This window comes from Desulfogranum marinum (genome assembly GCF_963675105.2).
GTDB lineage: Bacteria > Desulfobacterota > Desulfobulbia > Desulfobulbales > Desulfobulbaceae > Desulfogranum > Desulfogranum marinum.
The window spans coordinates 412763-438641 of sequence record NZ_CAXXRO010000003.1; the positions used below are offsets into that span (position 1 = coordinate 412763).

The following is a 25879-nucleotide window of genomic DNA, read 5'->3' on the forward strand; positions in this document are numbered from 1 at the left end:
TGTGCGTTTAAAAAACAGCCAATTGTCTGATGGTAGATTATGACCACGCTAGAAATACAAGCTGTCGTGGGAAAAGCGAGGGCGTTGCCCATTTTTTGGGCATTTAAGCAATTTGCAGCCCCAGCACAGGGTAAAACGGGAATAGCTGGAGTTTTACAACCGCTTTCAACAAGCGCTTGAGTTGCATACCATAATTGATCGGCTGGCAAACATAGCGATGAGAACGCCGGCGATGCCCCAACGACTCCTAAAACTGGCTGAAGTTCGTTGGTAATTATTTTCTTCTTATAGCCTTTACTACTTGAAGGATGATTAATGATCGATAAAAAAAATATTGTAATTTTATTTGGTGCTGACTCTTCCCTTGAATGGGGAAGATCTTATCAGATGAGTTTAGCCTTGAATGAACTTGGGCATGAAGTGCTGCATGTTGATTTGCCAATGCCGTGTATCGATACAATTTTCTTTTTATTTTCCAATAAAAAAAAGATAAAACCTTTTACTTTTTTACCAAAATTCGGCTTGCCATATACGCTTTCTAAATTATTGGAATGGATAAATAAAAAAATCGTTGGTTATCAGGTTCTACATTCAATCAAGCAAAATTTTAAACAAATTGATGTTCTTTGGATATACAGTCCTTACCAGCCCTCAATCGCCAAGATGTTGATCCAAAGATTTGACCCCGTCCGAGTCATATATGATTGTGCTGATGATAGGGTCGCAATGGCTTGCCAAAATGAGGGGGTGGCACAAGGAAAAACAGTGCTGCAGCTTGAATCCCAACTTACAAAATTGTGCGATCAAGTTTTTGCAGTTTCTGAAAATTTAAGAGAGGTTAAAGGTGGATTTCACAATAAAATTAACGTTGTTCCTAACGGTGTCAACGAAAAACTTTTTTCAACACAAACTAATACATCAGAACCTTTAGAATACAGCAATTTGACAGGAAAAAAAATTCTATATGTAGGCTCGATGGAATGCTGGGTGGATATGGAGCTATTAATATTATGCGCAAAAAGACTACCTGATCATTCTTTTATATTGGTAGGACCCGTAAAAGATAATACACTACAAATTTATTCACTTAGCAATGTGTACGTCTTAGGGCAGAAAAAGTTTAAAAGCATCCCTAATTATATTTATTATTCTGATATATGTATCATTCCATTTACACAAACTGACAGTCTCAAATCAAGCAACACACTAAAGGCTCTTCAATATATAAGCATGGGAAAGCCCGTCCTGTCAACGTATTACCAAGGAATTGACACTTACAACGGTCTGGTTAAAGTTGCAAAAAACAGAAACGATTTTGTAAAAAAGCTGGAAATAATGACAGACAAAGTATTGACAATAGACAAAGAAGAGGTAAATGCAGTTGTTTCTAGAAATTCATGGAATTGTAGAGCTACGCAGGCAATGGATCTTTTATTCGGTTCATCCGACTAAAGCTCACTTTGTTTCATGAAGGGCCATTATTTTTAGCTTGAAAAACTCCATGTCTCTGACAGGAGTTTATGGACTAGAAACTGCTTATCCGGGGAATCAGCTGTTGTTTGGGCACAATACCCTGTCATCCATACAAGACCCCATTCTCCATTTCCCCACCAAAAATTTGAATTACCTGGTTCTGCAATTCATCCGGCTCTTCCGTCATCCGGACCGCTTTTTTCTTCTTGGGCATATACAGCAGGCAAGAATGCAGTTGACGCATGCTTTGCATTGCCGTTTTTGCTGTGATATTCAAGCCTGCCCTTCGTAAACGCAACTCAATGAGCCGAAGTAAAGTCAGAGCAACAATGCATGTGAATATATGACATCGTATTTTACTGTCTGTCGAATGACGGATTGGCCGCATAGCTATCTGTTCTTCGTAAGCGCCAGAAGAACCACCCCCAGCTTCACAGAGTGAGGGCAGTTATAGGCTCTTCTGCATTCCAAGGCAACATCGCCTCATAATCCTGCAGTGATTGAGCTTTCGGCAGTTCCTCGAAAAAATATGCCGCAAATAACTGTACGGCTCGATACCGTTAGCCTTAGCTGTTTCGATAAGGCTGTACAGTGCAGCGCTTGCTTCAGCCCCTTCCGGGGTTCCAGCGAAGAGCCAATTTTTCCTACCCACGACAAACGGCCTGATAGAATTTTCGGCCATGTTGTTATCGATGGCAAGATTGCCGTCCTCTATATATCCAACCAGTCGTTTCCATTGATTGAGCGAATAGGTAATCGCCTTACCAAGCAACCCCTTGGGAAGCGTTCTGGTTGACTGCTTCAAGAGCCATTCATGAAAGCTATCCAAAATCGGTTTGGCATATTCCTGGCGTTGTCGATAAATCTCTTCCGGCGGTAAGTCGTTTTCCCTGAATTGCTTCTCCAGCCTGTACAGTTTTCTGATATAGGATACGGCCACATCCGCACTGCCGCTTTTCCCTTTCCTGCCCCGTGCCTTGATAATATCAGCAAAATAGCGCCTGGCATGGGCAAAGCAGCCGATATGAGACACGCCTTCTTTTTGATCCAGAAAGTCATACCCACTGTAGCCGTCAGTCTACACGTATCCGGCATACTCACCAAGAAAATCAGCAGCAACATCTCCGGCACGGGTCGGATGGTATTAATCCAAAAAGGTGGACTTATAGGAGGAGGTCGATGCCCTGCAGAAATCGGTGGATGATTTAAAGTAAGCGTCAGAAGAACCACCCCCAGCTTCACAGAGTGAGGGCAGCTATAGGCTCTTTTGCATTCCAAGGCAACATCGCCTCATAATCCTGCAGTGATTGAGCTTTCGGCAGTTCCTCGAAAAAATATGCCGCAAATAACTGTACGGCTCGATACCGTTAGCCTTAGCTGTTTCGATAAGGCTGTACAGTGCAGCGCTTGCTTCAGCCCCTTCCGGGGTTCCAGCGAAGAGCCAATTTTTCCTACCCACGACAAACGGCCTGATAGAATTTTCGGCCATGTTGTTATCGATGGCAAGATTGCCGTCCTCTATATATCCAACCAGTCGTTTCCATTGATTGAGCGAATAGGTAATCGCCTTACCAAGCAACCCCTTGGGAAGCGTTCTGGTTGACTGCTTCAAGAGCCATTCATGAAAGCTATCCAAAATCGGTTTGGCATATTCCTGGCGTTGTCGATAAATCTCTTCCGGCGGTAAGTCGTTTTCCCTGAATTGCTTCTCCAGCCTGTACAGTTTTCTGATATAGGATACGGCCACATCCGCACTGCCGCTTTTCCCTTTCTTGCCCCGTGCCTTGATAATATCAGCAAAATAGCGCCTGGCATGGGCAAAGCAGCCGATATGAGTCACGCCTTCTTTTTGATCCAGAAAGTCATACCCACTGTAGCCGTCAGTCTGCACGTATCCGGCATACTCACCAAGAAAATCAGCAGCAACATCTCCGGCACGGGTCGGATGGTATTGATACAACAGCACCTGTCTGTCGGGATCCCCACGGCGGAAGATCCACATATAGGACTTGGTCGTTGGGTCACGACCGGGCTCTTTGAGCACCTGTACGGTGGATTCATCAATGTTGACGACCTTTACCGCCAGCAACTCATCGTGCAGCAGTTTCAGCAATGGAGTACACGCCTGTGCCGACTGCATAGCCCAGCTGCACATGGAGGACCGGGATATTTCAACTCCCAGGCGAGAAAACTGCTTTTCCTGACGATAAAAAGGCAGGTGACCAACGAACTTCCCGGTCAGGATAAAGGCCAGCAGGCCTGCTGTGGCGATGGACTTGGGGATAATTTGTGGCTGAACAGGGGCAATTTTCACGGTCGGCCCGTTATCCAACGCGCCCTCGCAGCTTTTGCAGGCGTACTTGGGTCGAATGTGACGGATAACCTGCATTTGGGCAGGCACGATATCTAGCTGCTCGCTGACTTCTGCCCCGATTCTGGTCAAAGGACTGCCACAACCACAGACCTTTTCACTGTCATCTATATCATGCACCCTTTCCACGCGGGGCAGATCAGCAGGCAACGGCTTGCGTCCTCCCTTTTTGCGCTGGTGTCCTTTGACAGGTATTTCTTCTGGATCATCCTCTTCTACTTCCGGCTCCGGCATATCAAACAAGGGCAGAATCTCAACCGTACTGTCCGCTGGGATTTTTTCACTTTTACGGCCAAAGAGCTTAGTTCGGAGGAGACGAAGCTGCTCATACAGGATGGATGTTTCTTTGTGGTGAGACGCCTGTAAATCTTCAATCCTGTCCTGCAAATCGAGGACGATTTCTTTGAGAGAATCTGGTGAATCCGGCAATGTGGCAGCTTCAAATTTCATAAAAACACTTTACCATATCTGACTGATTTTTCACCGATTAAGCCAAAAAACAACCCGTTATACCGTATCAAATACAAGGCGTTCATGGGCTTCAACCTGTTCTATGGATAAACCGTCAAGCAACCAGGAAAACGATTGCCCGGATATACTCATCACCTCCTGCTCGCTTTGCGGCCACAGAAAGCGGTCTTTCTCAAGCCGCTTATGCCGGAGGCAAAATCCGTTTCGATCCCACAGCAGAATCTTGACGATATCACGCCTGCGATTACAGAAACAGAACAGATGCCCGGAAAAAGGATCAAGCTCAAACTGTTCAGCAACCAGCATGGAAAGGCCATTGATTGATTTCCGCATGTCGGTGGCGCCGGGCGCAAGATAAACTTGCACAGGCATGGAAGAAAATAGCATTACCGACTAGCGAGAAGAGGGAGAAGCCTGCCGAGGGCATCACTGCTGAAGGTATTGCTTATCTCGGTGCTGATGTTGTTGGCCAATACTACACGTATGTCTCCGCGATGAGCTGACAGGGCAGTCAGTGTTGCTTTTTCCGGCACTGGTATGAGTTGAGGGGTATGCGAGATATCAGGTCGCCGCCGCTTTCTCTGCCAATACGTCAGCGCGTGGTAAGAAAGTTTATCAGGAGTTTAATATTTTTAAATTCCGCCAAGACATTTTCCATGTAATATCAGTATGTTGCCAGACATTAACCCGTAAGACCCCTCCGCTGTCCGATATCCACCCTTTAAAAAATACGGAAAAACAAACTTTTTTTCATTTTTATCTTGCATGCGTAAGACCTAATTATTACAATCATGACATGGCGCACATACACAAAAAAATGAAAAACGGTAGACCCTATTACTACGTCAGAGAGATGGCCAGGGTTGACGGCAAGCCAAAGGTTATCAATCAAGTATACTTGGGGTCGCCCGCCCGGATTCTCGAGATGGCCCAAGGAAAGAGCGACCTCCCCAGCAAGTTACAAACGCAAGAATTTGGTTCCCTATGGCTGGCGAATCTTGTTGAGCAGGAGATTGGTATTGCCGGGATAATTGATGGAATTACCCCTCAAGCCAAGGGCGCCGGTAAGCCCTCCATTGGTGATTATTTCCTTTATGCCATTTATAATCGTATGGTTGCCGCATGTTCAAAACGCGCCATGCCCGAATGGTATAAGCACACAGCGATTCAACACATTCGACCTGTTCAGATTTCGGAGTTGAATTCTCAAAAATTTTGGCTGAAATGGGATCAGGTAAGCGAAGAGCATCTAACTTCCATAACCGAAGAGTTTTTTCGACGTGTCAACGAAATCGAACCACCCGCTTCTGATTGCTTCATGTTCGACACAACCAATTACTACACCTTTATGGCCAGTCAAACAGATTCTAAACTTGCTCAAAGAGGGAAAAGCAAAGAGGGACGCAACTGGTTACGCCAGATAGGCCTTGCGCTCCTTGTGGACAGAGATAAGCGTATTCCTTTTTATTACAAAGAATACAAGGGAAATTGCCATGATTCCAAGGTGTTCTTGGATGTTGCAGGCGATCTTTTTTCGGTGATGAGAAAAGAGACTGCTGACGACACATCCCTGACCATTGTTTTTGATAAAGGGATGAACAGCGAAGAAAATATAGCTGCAATAGATGCCAAAGAAAATGTGCATTTTATTACAACGTACTCGACGTATTTCGGTGAAAAGTTAGCCTCCACCAAATTGGATTTGTTTACTCCCCTTGATACGGAAAAGAATAAAAAGTTGATCGAAAATGATAAACATGACGATCTCTTACAGGCCTATCGGACCACTGGAGAATATTGGGGGAAACAACGCACCGTAATAGTGACCTACAATCCACTAACAGCCGCAAAGCAGCGTTATGGATTTGAAAAAAGGTTGCTGAAGTTGCAGGACTTTCTGTTTGAAATGCAAAGTAAAGTGAGCCGCGGGACTTCCCATTGGCGCAACAAGGCAACCATAGAAAAACGTTATAAGGAGCGGTGCGCAGAACTCCATTTGCCCTCGGATATCTACAAGGTGGAGATTTCAGTTATCGATGGAGCCCTCGCGTTCAATTTTAAGAAAAATTATTATAAAATCGAACGATATATCGAAAGGCTTGGCAAAAATATTCTGATCATCGATATTGAGGATTGGGAAACCGAGGAGATCGTGCAAGCCAGTCTCGACCGGTGGGCAGTAGAAGAAGGTTTTCGTCTTACTAAAGATGAAGAGCAGATAGCCATGCGGCCTATTCGTCATTGGACAGACAGCAAAATACGTTGCCATATCTTCACATGCATAGCTGCTCTGACTCTTCTCAGACTCATTGAACTACGATTACGCAGGGCTGGCCTGAACATTACGGCAAAAACGGCCATGCAGAGCATGCGGCAACTGCACTCATGTCTCTTGTTTATGCCCAAAAAGAAAGAAACCGTCAGAATGCTGGAGGATCCGGATGACCTGCAGGGTCAAATTATTCGAACCTTTGGTGTGTATTCCAGTGAAACTGGACATTGATTCCAGAGGAATCCGGACACCGATTCCAGTGAATCCGGACGGTGCGATCGGAGCGAAGCGACGCTTTGTTTTTGTCTTTACCTTTTACTCGTAAGTTATGTCAAGTTAGCCTGTTTTTTTCTCATAGATTCTCCCTTAAGTTGTATCTGAGGTGGTCAACAAATAATGGACACTTTTCTTAAGCAGCTTTCTGTAGAGCCATCACTTTCTCGAACTCACAAGGGCTGAGATACCCAAGGTAGGAGTGACGCCTATTGCTATTGTAAAACATCTCTATATAGTCGACTATATCTCGTCGGGCCTGCTCCCTGGTCAAATAAACCTTGTCGAAGATCCACTCTGTTTTCAGACTGCCAAAGAAGCTTTCTGCAACACTATTGACGCTCCTATGTCAAGTGAGCAAAGCGGAATCTTCCAAGTCTGCTAAAATTAGTGGATACAATTCTCTGATTATATAACGTTTTAAACAACGATGTATCTCTTTAACGGACTTTCCTTCCGCTGTTCGGCGAGCAACGTAAATTTGCGTGCGAGGATCACTCCTCATTCGCACCATAGCGATCGTCCACAGAGCATTGTTCGCAGCACGGTTACCCCCCCGATTAAGACGGTGGCGAACCCTCTTGCCTGAAGAAGCTTCCAGCGGATTGACACCGCACAAAGAGGCTAAGGCAGATTCACTTCGTAAACGTTCAGGGTTATCACCGGCAACAGATAGCAACGTCGCTGCTGTTTGCGGCCCAACGCCGAACTGCTGACGCATCCGCTTAGCTGCTTGTGCTGTTAATTGCTCTAAATCTTTATCTAACTTCTTCAATTCTTCCGTCAGATACAACCAACGCTTAGCAAGAAGACGAAGAGTTGTTGCCAGGGTCTTTAACCAATTTGATTCTCCCAGCGTACGCAAATGGACACAGCATTTGACGCATTCTATTGTTTTTGATCGCCACAATCTTGCTCGAATCTGATCGGGAGCGGACACTAATAGCCCTCGTAATTGATTGATTGTCTGGGTTCGAGCCTTAACAGCGCTACGTCGGGCAACCGAAACGATGCGCATTGCTTCTGCAGCGCCAGATTGGGATTTTGGAACGGCACACTCTTTCCCAGACAAAACAGTTCGCGCAGCGCTTTCAGCATCTGTTGGGTCTGATTTGCCACGAAAACGACGCATTGAGCGATCTGGTCGATTAATTTCTAAAACCAGAACCCCCTCTTGCGAAAGAAACCTAGCCAGACCGGCACCGTATGTCCCCGTACCCTCAACCCCAGCTCTTTGCAGATCACCCAAAGATTGGGACCATTTCAATAATTGTTTATATCCCGCCAGATTAGCTTCAATTGACAAGTGGCCTAAAAGTTTTCCAACATGATCAAGAAGTACGCCAACGTGTTTATCCAGATGGGTGTCAACTCCAAGAATGACCTCAGGTAATGATTGCTTGCTCATAATAATATACCCCCTAAAAGTTTCGGCAGGTATCACCAGTCCGAGTTACTGGACAGGACACTCAAGATGCAAGACAAAGCTCCTATTAGGTCACAAGCAGTCGGCCCGGTGATGCTCGGGGAACGTCAGAGGCCAATCGACAGGTCAACGCAAAGGCAGATTCGCCAATCCCAGCACGGGTCAGATTAGCCCGACGTTCATAGGTATTATAAACTGAGTATCCCAGCAATCACCTTTTCGACCCATACTGCTTTTCATATGATTTTTACGGAGTAACTTCTGAAAACTATTACTGCAATATTGACTGCCACGATCTGAATGAAAGATTAGTCCAGACTCAGGACGACGCCGTCCAATTGCCATCTGCAAGGCTTTTGAAATAAGCCCTTGTGTCATCCGGCTACTCATGGACCAACCAACAACCTTCCGGGAATACAAGTCGAGAACGACGGCAAGATACAGCCATCCTTCTCTGGTCCAGATATAGGTGATATCAGAGCAGTAAATGACATCCTTTCTGGTAACGGCAAACTTGCGGTTCAATAAATTGGGAGCAACAGGGAGTTTGTGCCTGCTGTCTGTCGTCACTTTGTATTTCTTTTTCTGCTTTGCTTTTACTGTTGCCAGTTTCATCAACGTTGCAGCTTTGGCGCGACCGCAGGGATCACCCGAGGCGGTGAGTTCTCTAGACATCCTTCTGGCGCCATAGGTTCCACGGACTTTCTGGTGGATCTCTTTTACCTTGGGAATGAGCCGGTCTCGCTCAGCTTCTCTGCTGGATTTATCTCGGGAAGCCCAAGAGTAAAATCCACTGCGACTCACTTCCATAACCTTACATAACAGGGAAACAGGAAATGCCTTCTTCTCGATATCAATGAATTGATACCTTATCCCTGTTCCTTTGCGAAGAGTTAAGTAGCAAAGAGGAACCGCCCCTCAATGCTCTCCCAGAACCGTACGTGACATTCTCATGTCATACGGCTCCTATCGTTCAACCGCAGGTAATACACCTAACTGCCAATGGTAAAGGGCGCTTGTCTCGCGTTCCGAGAGGCCACGTAGCCATTTCCTCGCCTTGCATTTACTACCTTTGAAACGCTTATATTTCCTCACTACCCACTTCACTAATATTTCATTCAGATGTGAAAATACACGCTTCAGCGCACTCGGATAAAATGCACCATAGTAATTCCACCACCCTCGAAGTGAGGCATTTACCTTTTCCCCGATATCTTCTAATTCGGCGTTGGTCCACCTAGCAAGATTCCATTCCCGCATTTGTTGCTGGATATCAATAACTGCGGACTTGTTTATGGCTGGGCTGAAACTGTTGAAATACTTCCCAACTTTGCTTTTCGCCAGCCTACCTCGAAAACAGAATCCAAGAAAATCAAATTGCGTAGTATGGGAATGCCCTCGCCGGTTGGCATCGCGGCAGTATACTATTTTGGTTTTCTTAGGGTGCAAATCGAGATTACATTCCCGAAGTCGTTTACCAATCGATTCTTGCAGGAAAACCGCTTCCATCTCACTTGTACAGTGTAAAAGACCGTCATCGGCATAGCGAACGAAAGGGACACTTGGGAAATGCCGTCTCATCCAGTCGTCAAAGGTATAATGGAGATATAGATTGAAAAGTAAGGGGCTTATTACTCCACCTTATGCCAAGAAAGTAATTATGCAAAGTAAACCGTAAAATAAACAATAGTTCAACGGCTTCGTATTGATTTACTCAGCATAATCTCCGCTATTGATGACTGAGCAAAAGCTCAATTAATCATCATAAAGGAGATATTTTTATGCAAAAGAGACCATTGAAAGAACTGCTACAAGAGTTGGAGCAAGAGTTACTGAGACTCGGTTACAGCGACGGCTCCATGAAGTTTTACCGCAACCGTTGGAAGAAACTCATTGAGTTTGCTGAAGAGCGAGATGAGATCTTCTATTCCGAACAACTTGGAATCAACTACGTCGAACACCACTACCAGATCCTTGAAAAGGATTTTGACAAAACACTATCTCAGAAAGACACGCAAGAACTCCGTATTATTCGTATGGTTGGAGATTTCCAACTCCACCATGCTGTTCTCAGACGGTACTATAAACACAAGGAACTACTTACAGATTCTTATTACCTAGATATCAGTAAAGGTTTTAAAAGATACTGTGAGCACAAGGGGTATTCCAAAGTAACCGTAGATCATTATGTGAAGCAATCGGAGCGGTTCATGGACTATCTTGTTTCCCAAAAAATCCGGGACTGCCATGATATTGAGCTTCCTATAATCAACAGGTACATACGCACTCTGGCCGGATACACATATAAGACTGTGGAGCAAAATATTTGCTCCATCCGTGCTTTTTTAAAGTATCTGAAAGAACAGGACATCCTGAAAGAGAATTTGGCGTCTAAGACACCAATGATTCAGGTTCGTAAACAGACACGCATCCCCTCCGTCTGGACGAAAGAAGAGTTGGAAGCACTGATAGGCGCCATTGATCGAGGAAATCCAAAGGGAAAACGGGATTATGCCATTATCCTCCTTGCCTGCGTGTTGGGTCTTAGAGTTACTGACATCAAAAATCTGACCTTTGATTGTTTCCACTGGGAGACAAAGGAACTGATATTTACTCAGTCAAAAACAAGGGAGATAGTAACCCTACCAATTCCTGCAGAAGTTGGCTGGGCTGTTATTGACTATCTGAAATACGGTAGGCCCAAAGTCGATTATCCTATTCTCTTTATAAGGCATTTAGCGCCATTTCTGCCTTTTTCAGAGGGGGATCATCTGCACCAAATAATTCGTTCTTATATGCGGATTGCACACTTGCCGACTTTGAAAAAACACCGTGGCATGCACTCTCTTCGGCATACGGCGGCTTCAAGAATGCTTGAGCATGACATTCCGCTCGCTGTTATCTCGGATATCCTGGGTCATACGGACACGGACTCAACAGCAGTTTATTTGAAGGTGGACGTCAAAAAGCTTAAGGAATGCTGCCTGGATACTCCGGAGGTGCGGCCATGAAAAACTATTTGTTCAGTGGCCCATTTGCGAAGCACATCAAAGACCATATTCAGTTGAAGCAAGCGGTTGGGTACAAATATGAGGCAGAAGCAAAACATCTGGTAAGGTTTTCCACCTTTACTGCTGAAAAATATCCAGAAGCATCGATTCTTTCAAAAGAAATAGTGCTGGAATGGTGCTCAAAAAGGAACTATGAGGCACAGGCAAATCAGTGTGCTAGATCCTCTATCCTGCGGCAACTTGCCATGTATATGGAACGTATTGAGATTGGCGCATATATCATCCCAAAAGGATATTATCCGGCAGCACAGCAGTATGGCCCCCACATCTATACGGAAGGTGAACTGCAACGTTTTTTTCATCAGACAGATCAATGTTGCTTTGTCAGTGAATGTCCTTATCGCCATCTCACCATGCCGGTATTTTTCCGGATGGTTTATGCCTGCGGTCTTCGTTCTTCGGAAGCAAGGCTTCTGAAAGTAGAAGATGTGGATGTGGAGGCCGGCATACTGAGTATTTATCATTCAAAGAAAGACAATAGTCGTTTGGTTGCGATGTCAGACGACCTTACGGGTCGATGCAGGAACTATTCTGAAAATATGCATAGACTCTCAAAGGGGTCTGATTGGTTTTTCCCAGGACTGAACGGAAAGCCAATGACTGTAGGAAACATCTACCACAATTTCAGGAGATTCCTATGGAGAGCCGGCATCTCTCATGGCGGCAGGGGAAAGGGCCCGAGAGTACACGATTTTCGGCACACATATGCCTGCCACTGCCTGAGAAAATGGGTGATGGAAGGAAAAAACATTAGTGCATATCTTCCTGTCCTGAAAGCATATATGGGACACAACTCCTTTGAGGAAACAGCCTATTACCTCAGGCTTACTGCAGATATATTTCCGGATATATCCATCAGACTCGAAGGATGTTATCCTGATATTATTCCCCGACTGGAGGGTAATGGCGATGCAACCTACTGATTTTGCTACTCTCCTTACTGAATTCCTCTCTGTGTATCTGCCTCGACAGAAAAATGCCAGCAAAAACACAATAGCATCCTACCGTGATACCTTTAAACTACTGCTCCGTTTCTGTTTTGAACAGAAGAACATACCTGTCGAAAATCTTAGCATGAACATGCTGTCTCATATAATAATTGCTGATTTTCTCGAATGGATTGAAGAGGAGCGTAAATGCTGTATTGCAACCAGAAATCAAAGGCTTGCAGCCATACATTCCTTTTTCAAGTATGCCCAGTACGAGGAACCAGCAGGAATCCTTCATTACCAGAAGGTGATTTCCCTGCCCGTCAAGAAGGCATCCAAGCCGTCGATCCCGTATCTGACACCGGAAGTAATGAAACTTTTATTGTCACAGCCGGATAAGATGACAGTAAAAGGCAGGAGAGACCTGACGCTTTTAAGTGTCCTTTACGATTCCGGATGCAGAGTGCAGGAGTTAATCGATCTAAAAATACAGGATGTTATACTGGATAATCCTGCAGTGCTTGTCCTCACAGGCAAAGGCAATAAAGTGCGCAGGATTCCATTGATGAAAAACACTTTGGCCTTGCTTCAACATTACTTTGAGGAGCATTCTCTGGGAAAAGATTGGAAGAAGGATTATCCACTCTTTACTAATAAGCAGCGCAATAAACTCACTAAGGAGGGCATTGCCTATATAATTTCTCGGTATGTTGGTTCAGCAAAAAGGAGTTCTGCGAGCGTGCCTGAGAAAGTGACGCCACATATGTTTCGTCACAGCAAGGCCATGCACCTGCTACAGGCTGGGGTTGCCCTCATCTACATCAGGGATTTTCTTGGCCACGAGGATATCAAAACCACCGAAATTTACGCAAAGTGTGATTCCGAAATGAAACGTCAGGCTATTGAGAATGCATATCCAGATCTGGTAGATAATAATCTTCCTGATTGGAGCAAGGATGCCGCATTGCTTGATTGGCTTTCAAGTCTGAGATAGTCATGATATTATGCAAAGTAAATCAAGTAGAAGTACTGATATTTTGAACCATTAGCGATTTACTTTGCATAATCGTGAACTTTGCATAAGGCGGTTTATGCAAAGCTTTGCATAAACCTCCTTGTGGTGTCCCTTGCGTCCTCTCAACTATTTCTCCATCAGCCTTTTTCAAAGGCGCTTTGAGCCACCGTTCAACATACAGAACGGTCCATCGACAATCGGTGTGATGCCGCACTGCTTTCAACATCAAACTATGATCGATATTGTCGAAAGCTCCCTTTATATCAAACTCCAGTACCCAATCATACTGCCAGCACCGTTTTCTCGTAACACGTATAGCATCAAGCGTTGATCGCCCTCGCCTATACGCATACGAGTCCGGATGAAAGTGAGGTTCTACTTGTTTTTCAAAGTGATTACGCACAACTGTTTGCGCAACCCGATCTGAGACAGTTGGTATGCCAAGCTGACGCATCTTCCCATCACGCTTGGGTATTTCCACTGCACGGATCGCTGGCGGGAAATAGCTCCCTGATGAAAGCCTGTTCCAAAGTTTATAGAGGTTGTCTTTGAGTCTTCCCTCAAATTCCTGGATAGTCTGTTCATCAATACCGTGAGCTCCCCGGTTTGCCCTTACTTGGCACCAAGCATCAAAGACAGCTCGCTTGGATATTTCAAACGGTTTTGCTCGACTCATTGGTTCCTCCCAAATCTGGTTGACCAACGTGTTTTGCTGAACGACACGTTTCCTTCGCTCCACGTCCATTACAGAAGCTTCATCACTACTACGAAACGTTCCGCCCCTGTGCTCTGCATCGGTACTCTCACCTTCCTGGGACTACCAGTTCGATTTCTCCCTTAACATCAGAACGACAGGTTCCTATGTTCCATATAATCGCCTAGCTGTGAGTTCACGCCACTTTAATGCCGGTCGCCATCAAGTCAGTAAGTAGGTTTCCACTTGATTTGTCCCGGTCCGCAGCCTGGGGGCCGGTTTTGACGACATCTGGTAAAGGCTATCGACACCTCATCAATGGTTCGTTTACACTCGTCTCCTCACACCACACCTGACATGTCTTGCATGCCTTTTCCTCAACGCTCACTACCATGACTCTTAACCACAGCAGCTTGAGGCAGTTTGACACCTCCCCCTACAAGGCGATGTCGAAGGACCTACCTTCATCGATTATATAGCTTTCATAGCACACAGGCTGCTGCCTTTTTTAGGATTTCACGCTCCATTTTGAGCTGCTTGTTCTCTTTTCTGAGCCGCTTCAGTTCTGCTTGCATGGCAGTCATATTATCAGATCTACTACTTTTTTCAGATGGATTTTCAATTTCCCTTTTCCATCGGCTAAGCTGGTTTGCATTGACTCCAAGATTTCTGGCTGCCTCGGCAATACTGTACCCTTGCTCGGTGATGAGTTTTACCGAGTCTGCTTTAAATTCGTCGCTGAACTTTCGCCTTTTTCTTTTACTCATTGAACACCTCCTTAAGGATTTAAAATCACTCTTAAGAAAGTGTCCATTACTTTCCTACCACATCAATCTTATGTGCACAGTGAATAAGGCGGTCGAGAATGGCATCAGCCATTGTTGGATCACCTATCTGATCATGCCAGTGATCAATCGGTAGTTGACTCGTGATCAGGGTTGATTTGAGATTATGTCGGTCTTCCAGGATCTCGAGAAAATCATGGCGTTGCTCTTGGTTTAAGGCCATCAACCCATAATCATCCAGGACCAGTAGGTCGGTCTTGGCATAGCTGGTGAGCAATTTCAGGTACCGACCATCTCCCTTGGCAAGACTCAGGTCTTCGAAGAGTTTTGTCATCCGTAGGTAAAGCACGTTAAACTCTTCTCTACATGCTTTCTGGCCAAAGGCACAGGCAAGAAAGGATTTACCCACACCAGTTGGTCCTGTAATAATCAGGTTATGATGCTCCTTAACCCACTGGCAGTCAGCCAGGCGCAGAACCAGAGATTTATCGAGCCCTCTCGGATGCCTGAAGTCAATATCCTCGATAGCGGCATCTTGTCGTAGTTTTGCCTTGCGCAATCTGGTCTGCAACCTGCGGGTTTCCCTGACAGCCTGTTCGTGATCGAGCAATAGACCAAGCCGATCTTCAAAGCTCATGTCAGTGATGCCGTGGATATTCATTTGCTCTTGAAGAGCAGTCGCCATTCCTTGCAAACGCATTGTTGTGAGTTTTTCAAGTGTTGGATTAATCAGCATTTTTCCTTCCTTTGATTTGTTCCTCGTTTGTAATAGTCAGCACCACGAATATTTTTGTGCCTGACCGGCTCAGTAGTTGTTTGCGAATACGGCAAAGTTTTCTGATCCAGTCCGTTTTTCAGGATTGACTCAATGCTCTGGTAGGAAAGCGCATTAATATAGAGGGCGCGGTTACAGGCTGCTTCCAGTCGTTGATTTCCATATGATTTTCCCAGCCTGAAGATGCCTAGTAGGGTTCGATATGCCTGTTGCGGATGTCTTTTTCGCAGAAGCAGCAGTTCTGCCACTGTAGTGGTTTGCGGTCCTATGGCAGCTGCCCAACGTTTAAACCGTTCAGGAGACCATTCAAGGATTTTTTGATGCTTCAGCGGCATATGTTCTTTAATGGTGGAATAACGAGTTCCGGTGGTTTTTCGTGGATGGCTGGCAACTCTTGTATGCTTGTAAAAACATTCAACCGTGGTTTGGGTATAACGTATATCTATCTTCTTTTTGGCCAGGCTATAGGGCACGGAGTAGTAAAATTTTTCCACCTCTATATGGTAATCAAGGTGCACAGTGGCTTTTTTCCAGTAGGCGAGTTCATAAGGCGCGGTAGGCAGAGGCTTCAGGGCAGGTTTATCAAGTTCTTTGAATCTACTCTGTCGGCACCCTGACAGTTTTTTGAACCCCTTGCTGTTGAGTACCTGCAGCAGCTTACTGATCTCACGGTTCAACTCAGCTAAACTGAAAAAAGTATGCTTGCGCAACCTGGCTAATATCCAGCGCTCAACCAACAGAACACCGGCTCCAGCTTTTGCTTTATCGCGCGGTTTTCTTGCTCTGGCGGGCATAACCACTGTTTCATAGTGCCGGGCCAAATCGTTGTAGGTGGGGTTGATGTCAGGTTCATAGAGGCAGGGCCTACTGACTCCGCTTTTGAGGTTATCCGGGACAATAAGTGCAGGAACCCCGCCCAAATAGGAAAAGGTGCGAACATGGGAACCGATCCAGTCTTCCAGTTTCTGGCTCCATGTTGCTTCTGCATAGGTGAAATTGCTCGCTCCCATCACGGCCACAAAGATCTGTGCTGTGCGCAGTTCACCGGTTTGCGGGTCTACTATATCCATCCCCTGACCAGCATAATCTACAAACAGTTTTTCACCGGCACGATGCTCCTGGCGCATGACTACGTCCAGTTGCGCAGTCCAGTCACGATAACTGTGGCAGAACCAACTGTATTGATATCCGTCCGGATGTCGCTCCTTGTACTCTTGCCACAACAGGTTCAGAGTTACATGCTTGCGGGACTGCAATTCCTGATGCACTTCATGAAAGTCGGGGTGAGTTTTGGTAGCCGTGGTGCGTGGCTTTGCAGAGGGGAAAAGCCGTTGCTCAAGGGTGTTGTCATCTAAATCATCGGGCAAAGGCCACTCTAACCCTGCTGCTTTAGCACGATGTAGATAGTCTCCAACGGTCCCCCTGCCAATAGCAAGACTTTGACTGATTTCACGTATACTGCGGTTGCAGTGGTTTTTGAGGCGCAACACCTCTCGTATCTTGCGCATAGATAATCTCCTGCGTGGCATGACAACCTCCCTGAATTTTCTGTTCAAAAAGCTTGTCTCTACCAAATTGTTCTATGCGTCGCCCGCCTCGATTTTTACTGTCCGAATTCCTTTGGAATCGCTGTCCGGATTAAAATGGATTCGGCGTCCGGAATCAAATGGAATCACTGTCCGGATTGGAATGGAATGGGTGTCCGGTTTCACCTGGAATATGCACCTTTGGCGCACAGATAGTCGATGGGGTCTTACAGCGATGACAGGAGAATTGCGTCGACAAAACGGTATGTTGGCAAGATTAATCTTTTCTAACCGATAAACTCCTGTTTATGTTGGCGACAGTACTCGGCGCGATTCAAGCCGCTTTTGGCCTGCGCTTCAACATGCGCCATCCAAAAACGAGATTTGTGAGCACGGTTTGTCATGTGATGTCTCCGTATGAGTTGATCGGGAGATCAACATGACATAGCTCGAAGTCAAAAGACAGATGCGATTAAATTCCCGCTTACGATTTAGAGGCACTACGCAAAGCCACACCACAGCATGTTCATATTGGGGACTTGCCCGAGGAGGACAGATTCAAGCAACTCGCAGTGGAAAGTAAGTATTTGATCGATGCCGTCAAGGTGATAGCTTACAGGGCTGAAACGGCGATGGTGAACACGCTCCGGCCAGGTGTGAGGCGTAAGGATGACATCAGGAGTTTGGTGCGGAGCATATATAATACGGAAGCGGACTTCGTCCCTGACTATGAAGCCAAGACGTTGACAGTCAGGCTCGATCAACTTGCAAATTGGAGAAGCGCGAGGTCGGTGTTGCGCCTCTGCCGAGAACTCAATGATACGCGGACCATTTTTCCGGGCACAGAATTGCGTTTGGTCTACGAGTTGGTCTCTTCTTAAATTCTATTGAGGCCCGGAGTTCTGAAATAGATTTTTACTACATATTCAACGTTCACTTTACCCTGTTTTTTTGCAATTGTGGTAAACTACGAATGGTTTTTCGATCTTGTTTTGATAATAAAAACCAGGCTAACAAAGAACCAATTGCCCCAATCAGTATAGAAACAAAAAATAGGTGCATCCAGCTCAGATGAACAGGTAGTACAAAATTAATTATATAACAAAGAAGCAAAATAGCGCTCGCTAATACCAAAGACGGAAGAAACGCTTCAAAGAAAATAAACCAAGGTTTATTTAGTATTTTAGCTACGTAAATCGGAGTAAAAATAGCATTTTTTGTTGTTAACACAAGAGCTGTTGCTGTCGCCACTCCAAAAATACCCAAATCCAAATATTTTGCAAAGAATATTGCAAGCAATAAGTTTATTATACCCATTATCAAAGTTAGCATAGCTGGTAGCTTTACCTTCTCCAATGCCACTTGGATGCTAAAAAGTGGTAAAACTCCAACGTTTATAACTAAATGGGACACCATTACAATCATTAAAATACTTAATTTTGCATAATTAACTCCTAGCCACAACTCCAATAAACTACTACTGAAATAACATATTATACTTATAGGAATAACTAAAAACAATGAAAGTGCTTTTAAAGACAATAGACTGAGCTTAACAATCGAATAAATATCTTTTTTAGCGAAATATATCATTATCATAGGCGAAGCTACAGCTCCAACAATTGCCCCTCCTTGCCTAATTAGCGTTGACCACTGTAAAACAGCTGCATACTTACCAGCCTCCACAGCACCTACAAATCTATTGCAAACCCATACATCCATCTGCAAAAATAGCAATGTTCCTATTTGATTAATTAACAGCCACGAGCTCATTCCCACCAACGATTTTACTTTATTTCTCTGAAAACATGACAATTTTATAAAAATCTGAGGACTCAATTTGTAGGAAATATACCTAGTAAGTATACATAGAAAAACACTAATAACAAAATATACATACCCAACGTATCTCAAAGAAGGTGTAAAAAAATAAAATATTATAAGTATCCCTATAAAACGTGATATACTTCTAAGTATATCAACAATTCTTATCAAATCAATTCTGTTTAAAGCATATAATGGCACGCTAAATATACCTGTCAGCAAGTTCATGATAAATGTTGCTGCACTAAATATCAATAACAGAAATGCATCAGTCAAAATATCTTCAGGTATGTCTATGAACAAATCAGCGTAATAAATACAAGCTGAAAAAAACGGTATTTGTACTAATCCTATAACAAGACAAGAGAAAAAAGCGGTACTAAAAATAGCAGATGCGTCTTTGAAATCATTTCTTTGGATTGCTATAGTTAGATATCTATTTACAGCGCTTGATAAACTTTGAGAAATTAGGCTTACATATTGTGTAAGCATACCAGCAATTGGAATTAACCCGAAAGCAGCAGGGCCCAAATTATGCACTAGGTATGGCACTAGGTACAAGCCTACAGATACCTGTGTACAAAATGATATAATCTGTAAAAGTAGGTTTCTAGGGAACTGCGCTTTTAACTGGTTTGTTGTCGTCATAATACACCTATTTCTTTCGTAAACTTATCACATTTCAAAGAAGCCTAGTCGAGTAGATCATTCATTACTGAATTTCACCCTCACAGAACCGGACGTGCGGCGTTACCGCATCCGGCTCTTCCGAGCAGGTAACCCGGATTCACCCGGAGCCAGCCTTCAGAGTGTGTTATTCTGGGTAATGGAAGCTTAAAAGTCTCAACTGTGAGTGTATAGAGTCTTTTATGATTTACTTTCTGGCTACGGCGCATTAACGCCAGTCGCCAAAGTTTCCAGACTCTCTGCCGAAAACGAGACAAAGCATCGTAGTTTCCTCGAATGCCATAGTATTCGTAATGACCACTCAGTTTGAGAGACAGCTCCTTGTATTGCAAAGAAAGTGGTTGATGACGATTAACTTTACACCATTCGTATATAGCCTTAATACTCCTTCTAAAGCTTTTGCGAGAGGTTTTGCGCTGAGCCAGATAACGACCACTTCGATCCTTTCCGGCAATATGGGTAAACCCCAGAAAATCAAATGTTTCTGACTTTCTTCCTCCAGGCCCCCCACTTTGCCGCCCAAAACGGACGAGGTGAGTTTTTTCCCGATTGAGAGTGAGTTTGTACCTCACAAATCTCTCAGTCAGCGCCTTAAGTAAGGCATGTGCATCTTCTTCTCTTTCAAAACAAATAACAAGTCGAGTAGCCCGAGGGAACTTCCCCCTCAGGCTCTCACAGAACCGGACATGAGCGTCTCCGCTCATCCGGCTCCTATCATCCAGCCGCTGCATAGAGTAATCTCCAATGAGCAAATAGGTTAGGTTGCTTTCGCGCAATACGATCCAACCAATGCCCTGCCCTTCGGCGATGTCCTCGTAGATGTTTATATTTCCTTGTTGCCCAGGTCACCAATCGGCGATTCAGACACTTCAAGGTTGGGTACAAAGCAGATTTGTAGTAACGACCATAGTAGTTGATCCATCCTGAATGATTGGATTGAACATCCGGGCTAAATCTTCCAGGTTCTTGTCACTACGCTTGGGCCAGTGCCAACGACGTGAGGTTTTTCGAATTGCTTTAGCGGCTTTATTGCTGATTGCAGGGCTGAAGTTGATAAAGTGCTTCCCCCTCTTATTCTTGGATCTCCGGGCACGAAACGTATAGCCCAGAAAATCAAAGCTGGTGCAGGGATATTCTTTTTGCCGGTCATCATCCTTACAATAGACAACTTTCGTCTTTTCAGGATGTAGCTCCAAGCCAACTTCCCTCATGCGTTGATTCAGCTTTTCCTTCAAGCCTTCTGCCTGAGATTGGTTCTTGCAGTGGCAAACTGCGTCATCCGCATATCTTTCAAATGGTATGGACGAATGCTCCCGTTCCATCCATTTGTCAAATGCGTAATGTAAAAAGAGATTGGCCAGCAAAGGACTGACAACACCCCCCTGCGGAGTCCCTTTGTCCGGATACAAAAGAGTCTCATCCATCATATGAATCGGGGCCTTCAGCCACCTCTCTACATACAGGAGAACCCACTTTTCATCCGTATGCCAACGTACGGCTTTCATCAAAAGATCGTGGTCGATATTATCGAAAAATCCTTTGATATCAAGATCCAAAACCCAGTCGTATTTCCAACAATTCTTACGCGCCTGGCCAACTGCATCCAGAGCCGATTTACCCGGTCGATAGCCGTAAGAGTCGGGGTGGAAGTGTTTCTCAAACTCCGGCTCCAATTGCTGCTTTACAACCTGTTGGGCAATTCTATCTGACACGGTTGGTATTCCAAGCGGCCTCATCCGGCCATCGTCTTTGGGTATTTCAACCCGTAAGACCGGTGGCGGGAAGTAACTGCCGGAGGACATACGATTCCAGAGCCTGTAGAGATTATCTTGCAAATCTATCTCAAACTCTTCTATCGACTGACCATCGACACCAGCAGTTCCTCTATTAGCCTTAACCCGTTTATATGCTTCCCATACCTCGTGTTTGGAAATATAAAACGGCTTTGCCTGGTTCAATCCGATCCTCCTGTTTCCAGTTGTCTTCTTTACTTCAAGCTGGACGATGCTTCCCCTTCGCTCCAGTTCCATTACAGAACCTTCACCACTACTACGGGTCGCTCCGTCCCTGTGCTCTGCATCAGTACTCTCACACTTGTGGGGCTTCCACTTGTGTTTCTCCCTTAGCAGCAGAGCGACAGGTTCCCACGTTCCGCATAAAAGCCTATATCAAGTTCACGCCATCTTCATGCCGGAGGTCATCTGGCCAGTAAGCAGGTATCCGCCAGACTTATCCCAAGGTAACGACCAGCCCTTGGTTTTGACTCTCATCCCTACGCTTTCGACATTTCAGCAATGGTTCATTCACATTCGTCTCCATGATACTCACCTGACAAGGTCAAGCCTTGCCTTTTCCGTAACGCTCACCACCCCGGCTCTTTACCGACGCAGCTTACGGTGGTTTGAAGCCTCCACCTGTATGGCGGCTTCGAGGGGCCTTCCCTCATCTTTTATGCAGCATAGCTGCACTGGGTGTTGAACACCCGTGCGTGCCTTCGTGGCACACAGTCATCTGCATATCGTACTATATAAACTTCCCCTATGGCCTCCTTCTGCCGCCAATCATAGACAAAGGAAGAACATGATGGAGGAAGATATTGGCAAGAAGCGGAGATATTACCCCACCTTATGCAAAGTAAGTAATTATGCAAAGTAAGGCATAATTATCCATATGATTCAAGGGAACCATTTCAATTTACTTAGCATAATCTCCGTTAACGATAGCTGGCTAAAATGCTCAAAAATTACTGATGGAGCCATCTTTTTATACAAAATAAGGCATTGAGAGAAGGATTTCGTGTTGTTTTTCTGGCTCTCATGCTTGGAGTTGTTGTGGTATTATGCAAAGTAAATCAAATAGAATTGTAGCAATTATGCATCATTAGCAATTTACTTTGCATAATCGTGAACTTTGCATAAGGCGGTTTATGCAAAGCTTTGCATAAACCCCCTTGCGGAGTTCCAACCTTCGAGCGAACTCTTCTCCCATTTGTTTCTACGATACCAGCTGAAAGCCATTTCCCAATTAACCGAAGTATATTGCGGTCCTTAACACGGTGCTCGATAACGGCCACCAGTTCTTTGTGGTCAATTGTATCAAAGAACTTCGATAGATCCGCATCCAGCACCCAGTTTACTCGTCCTTTCTGCAGTACTGTCTGCAAAGCACGCAGAGCCTGGTGTTGATTCCGACCAGGACGAAACCCATAGCTGCACCCAAGGAAATCCTCCTCGTAGATACAGTTCAGGACTTCAACTACCGCCCACTGCACGATTTTATCCTCTGTTGTTGGTAGTCCCAGAGGACGTTTGCCACCGTCTGCTTTGTCTATCCACACTCGCTTCACAGGGCTGGCACGATAGGTCATGTTTTTCAGGCGGTCATGGAGAGCGCACAAATTCTCCCTCAACTTCTGCCCATACTTCTTCTTTTTAACACCATCGATGCCAGGACTCGCTTGTGCCTCAAGACGCCTATAGGCACCTTCTAGCAACGGTACTTTTAGGTGATGAGCCAGACTCGTAAACTGCTCTTTTTTGCTTGCTCTCGCTTTTTCCTGCACCTTGCGAAGTTGCGGGTAGACACTTTCCCATTTCTGAGTATGGCGTATCTGTTCATTCCACAAGGTTCCCTGCACGGCTCTCCCCTTCGCTCGTCCCATTCGTCAGCGTACGCCTCCTTCATGGTCTTCAACACTACTATGAGAGAGTCCGACTCCCATAAACCGTTGACATCGGCTCACTCCGGTCTTCCCTTGTTTACCAACGTCCATGTCGACCACAACATGGTTGTTTATGGGCCTCTCCTGTTCCGTGGTTCTCCCTGGATACTCGACATGAGCCTTTGCCCCCGGAAGACCCTTACGCACAAGGCATTTATGCGATCGGTATTGCCTGCCAGTCCAGGCGAAACTGTCGGCGCCTTCAACGATGAAAATTTCGGGGTTTACCCTCATACCTCGTTATCCTTCCTATCTACGCTTCGCACACGCCATTACTGACGCCCACGCAAGACTCGGTTACCGGTCCCATGCCATTGGGTTACCGGGTTGGCCTTTCACCAACTTGGAGAATTCACAGCTTTCAGGACGCACGCCCGGATTTCTCATCACATTCAGGGTTGGCCATCTTTTCACCGACCAGCCAGCCTTGAATCCTCGATATCCACCATAAGGTGACCTTTTTTTGCCAGATCCTGATAATTGTTAGCTTGAATCACCTATTTTGCCCTCTAAAGGAGGGGCAAGGGGCTCAAAATGGCATAGCTCCGCCGTCACGTTTTTCCAAGGTGCTCTATCTTATACCCGGAGAGGCAAGCAAGCTAATCGGGCGAGAATCTGACCCCAAAGATCTTTATACGGATAACCCGTTGCCTGCATGATCCATACTTTTCTCACTGTGATCCGGATTCTTGTACCAATTTTTAACATTTTCAGTCTGATTGTATCACATTGCGCTCTGGTCATTTCTGTTTCTGCCAAGCAAAGCCGTCGGAAGGCCTGAAGAACAGTATAGTCTATCGACGAGAAATAGAGGCGTATCTGATTGCTGCGCATCTTGCTGGTACTGGTTCGGGCTGCAAAAAGCATCAGTTGCTGCTCTTTAATCCTGTTTTCCATGTCACCACGCACGCAATACATTTTTTCGTACAAATCCTGCGCTTCGTATTGGTATTTGTTAAAGGAAGTGACAATAAAACGGGGGTTTTCACCTTTCTCAAGATACTCAGCCTTACCTATAACGCGTCGTTGCCATCGCCAGGTTTGCAAGGTGCTGTAACAAAAATCTTTAAATACTCTGGACGACTCTCCACTGCACTGATGCAAGGCTTTGGCTAAAGCCATTTCTTCTTGGGTGCATCCGACGTTTATGGAACCATTTAACACGCCGCATCCTCTGCTCTCGTGAGACCCTTTTTTCCTGCACACTTTTCTCATACTGATCAAAGAACGAATCAAATTTTGAGTTATACTTGGCGCAGCGTAGTTTCAAGATGTTGTTGGCATAGTCAACTTTCCACCAAGCGCCTGACCTCTCGAGACGGATATTGCTGATAAACTTGTTAGCACTCTCTATCGCGCCACTGCCAAGCGGATAGCCACCACGCCGTAAGCGGCCATACTCAATTCTAACCTTGTTTGTTTTGAGATAGTTGACCAAGTTGCCCCGCTCTGCCTTTGCTTCTGCAGTTTTACACTTCATCCGGTTCAACCCAGCGATCACGTGAGAAGCATTATTATGAAACAAGCGCACCTTGGTTTGTTCTATCCACGAACGGGCCTTTTCTGTTTCAGGAAAGTGAATTTTGGCAAAAGCATGTAAATGTTCTGAGCAGTGATAATAATCGAGAACTTGCCGACATTCAGGGAAATACTCTTTGACGCAGTCCCATATCCACTTCGCTCCATCACCAACAAAACACAGGCGAACTTTGTCCAGTGGAATGATATCCTGTCTCCTCAGGCCAGCCAGAAATTCGCGGAACTCATTGACGTTACTGATTTGATGCCAGCTTAAAAGGTGGACAACTTTATCTTTGTCGAGCAGGTAACCACGAATACCTTTCGCCTCGCGCCAACAGTGGGGCTGCCCTTTTTCTTCTGTCCTGATCGGTACCATGGCACCATCAGCAGAAAAGACGAGTACAGGTCGGCGGTAATTGTCTTCAGAGATATACTCCACAATTTGAGCAACTTCCTCGGCAGTTGGAGTAATTTCGGCAAGGCTGATTTCCGAGGCGACCTGATTGGTAAGTTTATGCACTGTATCCGCACAAATATCAAAACGGTATATTTCGTTCATCATCTCTGCAGCTTCCTCAAAAGTTTCCTTGGCACCGAAAAGGGCTGCTATTTTCTGCATATCATATTGGTACTTACCATCCCTGAGATTAAGAGCATCTTCATATGGGGTATGAACAGCCTTGCATTTTGGGCAGACATAATACGGGCAGTTAATTGTTATTGTTCCAATTGTGGTAACGCATTCTCTTTTATTGTCATATTTCTTATGCACCCTGGAACCACAATCATTACACGCTGGCGAGGTGATGTGTCTGCCAAGTTCGCCTTGAACAATAATCTGAACCAGTTCTGGGTCTATTGCAGGGTACTTATTTCTAATGTTTTCGATTATCTCAAAAAGGGTATTATTAAGCGCATCAACACACTGGATAATATGATCAATTTTTCGATCAAGACTTGTATCGTACATGTCTTTATAGCTCTCTTTCCAAACCTGTGCTTTTTGCGCTCTCGCCATGGCATAACCTCTTGATTTTGCAGAGTA

General features: G+C 45.2%; 20 protein-coding genes and 6 pseudogenes. 6 read left to right on the plus strand and 20 right to left on the minus strand.

Going from position 1 to position 25879, the window contains the following annotated elements; all coding sequences use genetic code 11:
• The first annotated feature begins 315 nt into the window (after positions 1 to 315).
• Positions 316 to 1452, plus strand: coding sequence for a glycosyltransferase (locus ACHZCY_RS08590; RefSeq protein ID WP_319548587.1), 1137 nt, complete (start codon positions 316 to 318; stop codon positions 1450 to 1452).
• Between the two features lie 124 nt (positions 1453 to 1576).
• Here ACHZCY_RS08590 and ACHZCY_RS23595 read toward each other — a convergent pair.
• The 4 genes and pseudogenes from ACHZCY_RS23595 to tnpB all read right to left on the minus strand — a co-directional run.
• Positions 1577 to 1876, minus strand: a pseudogene (locus tag ACHZCY_RS23595) (IS1634 family transposase); the annotation flags it as partial.
• A gap of 45 nt (positions 1877 to 1921) precedes the next feature.
• Entirely contained in the window at positions 1922 to 2506 is a 585-nt protein-coding gene (tnpC, locus tag ACHZCY_RS08600) for an IS66 family transposase (protein ID WP_394713379.1), read from the minus strand.
• Between the two features lie 205 nt (positions 2507 to 2711).
• A pseudogene (tnpC, locus tag ACHZCY_RS08605) lies at positions 2712 to 4294 on the minus strand (IS66 family transposase).
• Between the two features lie 57 nt (positions 4295 to 4351).
• On the minus strand, positions 4352 to 4687 hold the full coding sequence (gene tnpB / locus ACHZCY_RS08610) for an IS66 family insertion sequence element accessory protein TnpB (RefSeq protein WP_319548590.1): 336 nt from the start codon (positions 4685 to 4687) through the stop codon (positions 4352 to 4354).
• Between the two features lie 424 nt (positions 4688 to 5111).
• On the opposite strand from tnpB, the gene ACHZCY_RS08615 reads away from it, so the two are divergent.
• Positions 5112 to 6818: an IS1634 family transposase gene (locus ACHZCY_RS08615; protein ID WP_319548591.1), complete on the plus strand. Its 1707-nt coding sequence runs from the start codon at positions 5112 to 5114 to the stop codon at positions 6816 to 6818.
• 178 nt (positions 6819 to 6996) lie between these two features.
• Here ACHZCY_RS08615 and ACHZCY_RS08620 read toward each other — a convergent pair.
• The 4 genes and pseudogenes from ACHZCY_RS08620 to ACHZCY_RS08635 all read right to left on the minus strand — a co-directional run.
• Positions 6997 to 7197 (minus strand): annotated as a pseudogene (locus ACHZCY_RS08620) (IS3 family transposase); the annotation flags it as partial.
• Positions 7198 to 7209: 12 nt separating this feature from the next.
• A complete protein-coding gene (locus ACHZCY_RS08625; protein WP_319548592.1) occupies positions 7210 to 8268 on the minus strand; it encodes an IS110 family RNA-guided transposase in 1059 nt (352 codons plus the stop codon).
• Between the two features lie 219 nt (positions 8269 to 8487).
• Positions 8488 to 9159 (minus strand): annotated as a pseudogene (locus tag ACHZCY_RS08630) (IS3 family transposase); the annotation flags it as partial.
• Positions 9160 to 9252: 93 nt separating this feature from the next.
• Positions 9253 to 9918, minus strand: a complete 666-nt coding sequence (locus tag ACHZCY_RS08635; protein ID WP_319548625.1) for a reverse transcriptase domain-containing protein — start codon at positions 9916 to 9918, stop codon at positions 9253 to 9255.
• 149 nt (positions 9919 to 10067) lie between these two features.
• Between ACHZCY_RS08635 and ACHZCY_RS08640 the strand changes: the two genes are divergently transcribed.
• From ACHZCY_RS08640 to ACHZCY_RS08650, 3 genes are read left to right on the plus strand one after another with little or no spacing between them, the layout of a single operon-like run.
• The gene (locus ACHZCY_RS08640) at positions 10068 to 11297 is read left to right on the plus strand and encodes a site-specific integrase (protein ID WP_319548593.1); all 1230 of its coding nucleotides are present in this window, start codon (positions 10068 to 10070) and stop codon (positions 11295 to 11297) included.
• The gene (locus ACHZCY_RS08645) at positions 11294 to 12280 is read left to right on the plus strand and encodes a tyrosine-type recombinase/integrase (RefSeq protein ID WP_319548594.1); all 987 of its coding nucleotides are present in this window, start codon (positions 11294 to 11296) and stop codon (positions 12278 to 12280) included. Before ACHZCY_RS08640 ends, ACHZCY_RS08645 begins: the two co-directional genes overlap by 4 nt.
• Positions 12267 to 13280 carry a site-specific integrase gene (locus ACHZCY_RS08650; RefSeq protein WP_394713392.1) on the plus strand — a complete coding sequence of 338 codons (1014 nt, stop codon included), beginning with the start codon at positions 12267 to 12269 and terminating at the stop codon, positions 13278 to 13280. Before ACHZCY_RS08645 ends, ACHZCY_RS08650 begins: the two co-directional genes overlap by 14 nt.
• A gap of 22 nt (positions 13281 to 13302) precedes the next feature.
• Here ACHZCY_RS08650 and ACHZCY_RS08655 read toward each other — a convergent pair whose 3' ends face one another.
• The 5 genes and pseudogenes from ACHZCY_RS08655 to tnpA form a co-directional block, all read right to left on the minus strand.
• Complete coding sequence (locus ACHZCY_RS08655; protein ID WP_319548596.1) at positions 13303 to 13977, minus strand: reverse transcriptase domain-containing protein; 675 nt, start codon at positions 13975 to 13977, stop codon at positions 13303 to 13305.
• Between the two features lie 512 nt (positions 13978 to 14489).
• Positions 14490 to 14762: pseudogene (locus ACHZCY_RS08660) on the minus strand (transposase); the annotation flags it as partial.
• A gap of 46 nt (positions 14763 to 14808) precedes the next feature.
• Complete coding sequence (istB, locus tag ACHZCY_RS08665) at positions 14809 to 15516, minus strand: IS21-like element helper ATPase IstB (RefSeq protein ID WP_319548598.1); 708 nt, start codon at positions 15514 to 15516, stop codon at positions 14809 to 14811.
• Positions 15510 to 17084, minus strand: a complete 1575-nt coding sequence (gene istA, locus ACHZCY_RS08670; protein WP_319548599.1) for an IS21 family transposase — start codon at positions 17082 to 17084, stop codon at positions 15510 to 15512. Before istA ends, istB begins: the two co-directional genes overlap by 7 nt.
• A 284-nt stretch (positions 17085 to 17368) precedes the next feature.
• The gene (gene tnpA / locus ACHZCY_RS08675) at positions 17369 to 17485 is read right to left on the minus strand and encodes an IS66 family insertion sequence element accessory protein TnpA (RefSeq protein ID WP_394713380.1); all 117 of its coding nucleotides are present in this window, start codon (positions 17483 to 17485) and stop codon (positions 17369 to 17371) included.
• Between the two features lie 72 nt (positions 17486 to 17557).
• On the opposite strand from tnpA, the gene ACHZCY_RS08680 reads away from it, so the two are divergent.
• Positions 17558 to 17962, plus strand: coding sequence for a putative transposase (locus ACHZCY_RS08680; RefSeq protein ID WP_394713393.1), 405 nt, complete (start codon positions 17558 to 17560; stop codon positions 17960 to 17962).
• 52 nt (positions 17963 to 18014) lie between these two features.
• Here the strand turns inward: ACHZCY_RS08680 and ACHZCY_RS08685 are convergent, their stop codons facing one another.
• The 7 genes and pseudogenes from ACHZCY_RS08685 to ACHZCY_RS08715 form a co-directional block, all read right to left on the minus strand.
• A complete protein-coding gene (locus tag ACHZCY_RS08685) occupies positions 18015 to 19553 on the minus strand; it encodes an oligosaccharide flippase family protein (protein ID WP_319548600.1) in 1539 nt (512 codons plus the stop codon).
• An 80-nt stretch (positions 19554 to 19633) separates the two neighbouring features.
• A complete protein-coding gene (locus ACHZCY_RS08690; RefSeq protein ID WP_319548601.1) occupies positions 19634 to 20323 on the minus strand; it encodes an RNA-dependent RNA polymerase family protein in 690 nt (229 codons plus the stop codon).
• Positions 20307 to 21622 (minus strand): annotated as a pseudogene (ltrA, locus tag ACHZCY_RS08695) (group II intron reverse transcriptase/maturase). Before ltrA ends, ACHZCY_RS08690 begins: the two are co-directional and overlap by 17 nt.
• Before the next feature lie 821 nt (positions 21623 to 22443).
• Positions 22444 to 23253 (minus strand): reverse transcriptase domain-containing protein, encoded by an 810-nt coding sequence (locus ACHZCY_RS08700; RefSeq protein ID WP_319548604.1) that lies wholly within the window; start codon positions 23251 to 23253, stop codon positions 22444 to 22446.
• Positions 23254 to 23256: 3 nt separating this feature from the next.
• Positions 23257 to 23547 carry a hypothetical protein gene (locus ACHZCY_RS08705; protein WP_319548605.1) on the minus strand — a complete coding sequence of 97 codons (291 nt, stop codon included), beginning with the start codon at positions 23545 to 23547 and terminating at the stop codon, positions 23257 to 23259.
• Between the two features lie 342 nt (positions 23548 to 23889).
• On the minus strand, positions 23890 to 24435 hold the full coding sequence (locus ACHZCY_RS08710; RefSeq protein WP_319548606.1) for a transposase: 546 nt from the start codon (positions 24433 to 24435) through the stop codon (positions 23890 to 23892).
• Positions 24380 to 25852 carry an ISKra4 family transposase gene (locus ACHZCY_RS08715; protein WP_319548607.1) on the minus strand — a complete coding sequence of 491 codons (1473 nt, stop codon included), beginning with the start codon at positions 25850 to 25852 and terminating at the stop codon, positions 24380 to 24382. The genes ACHZCY_RS08710 and ACHZCY_RS08715 overlap by 56 nt, the downstream gene beginning before the upstream one ends.
• Positions 25853 to 25879: the final 27 nt, after the last annotated feature.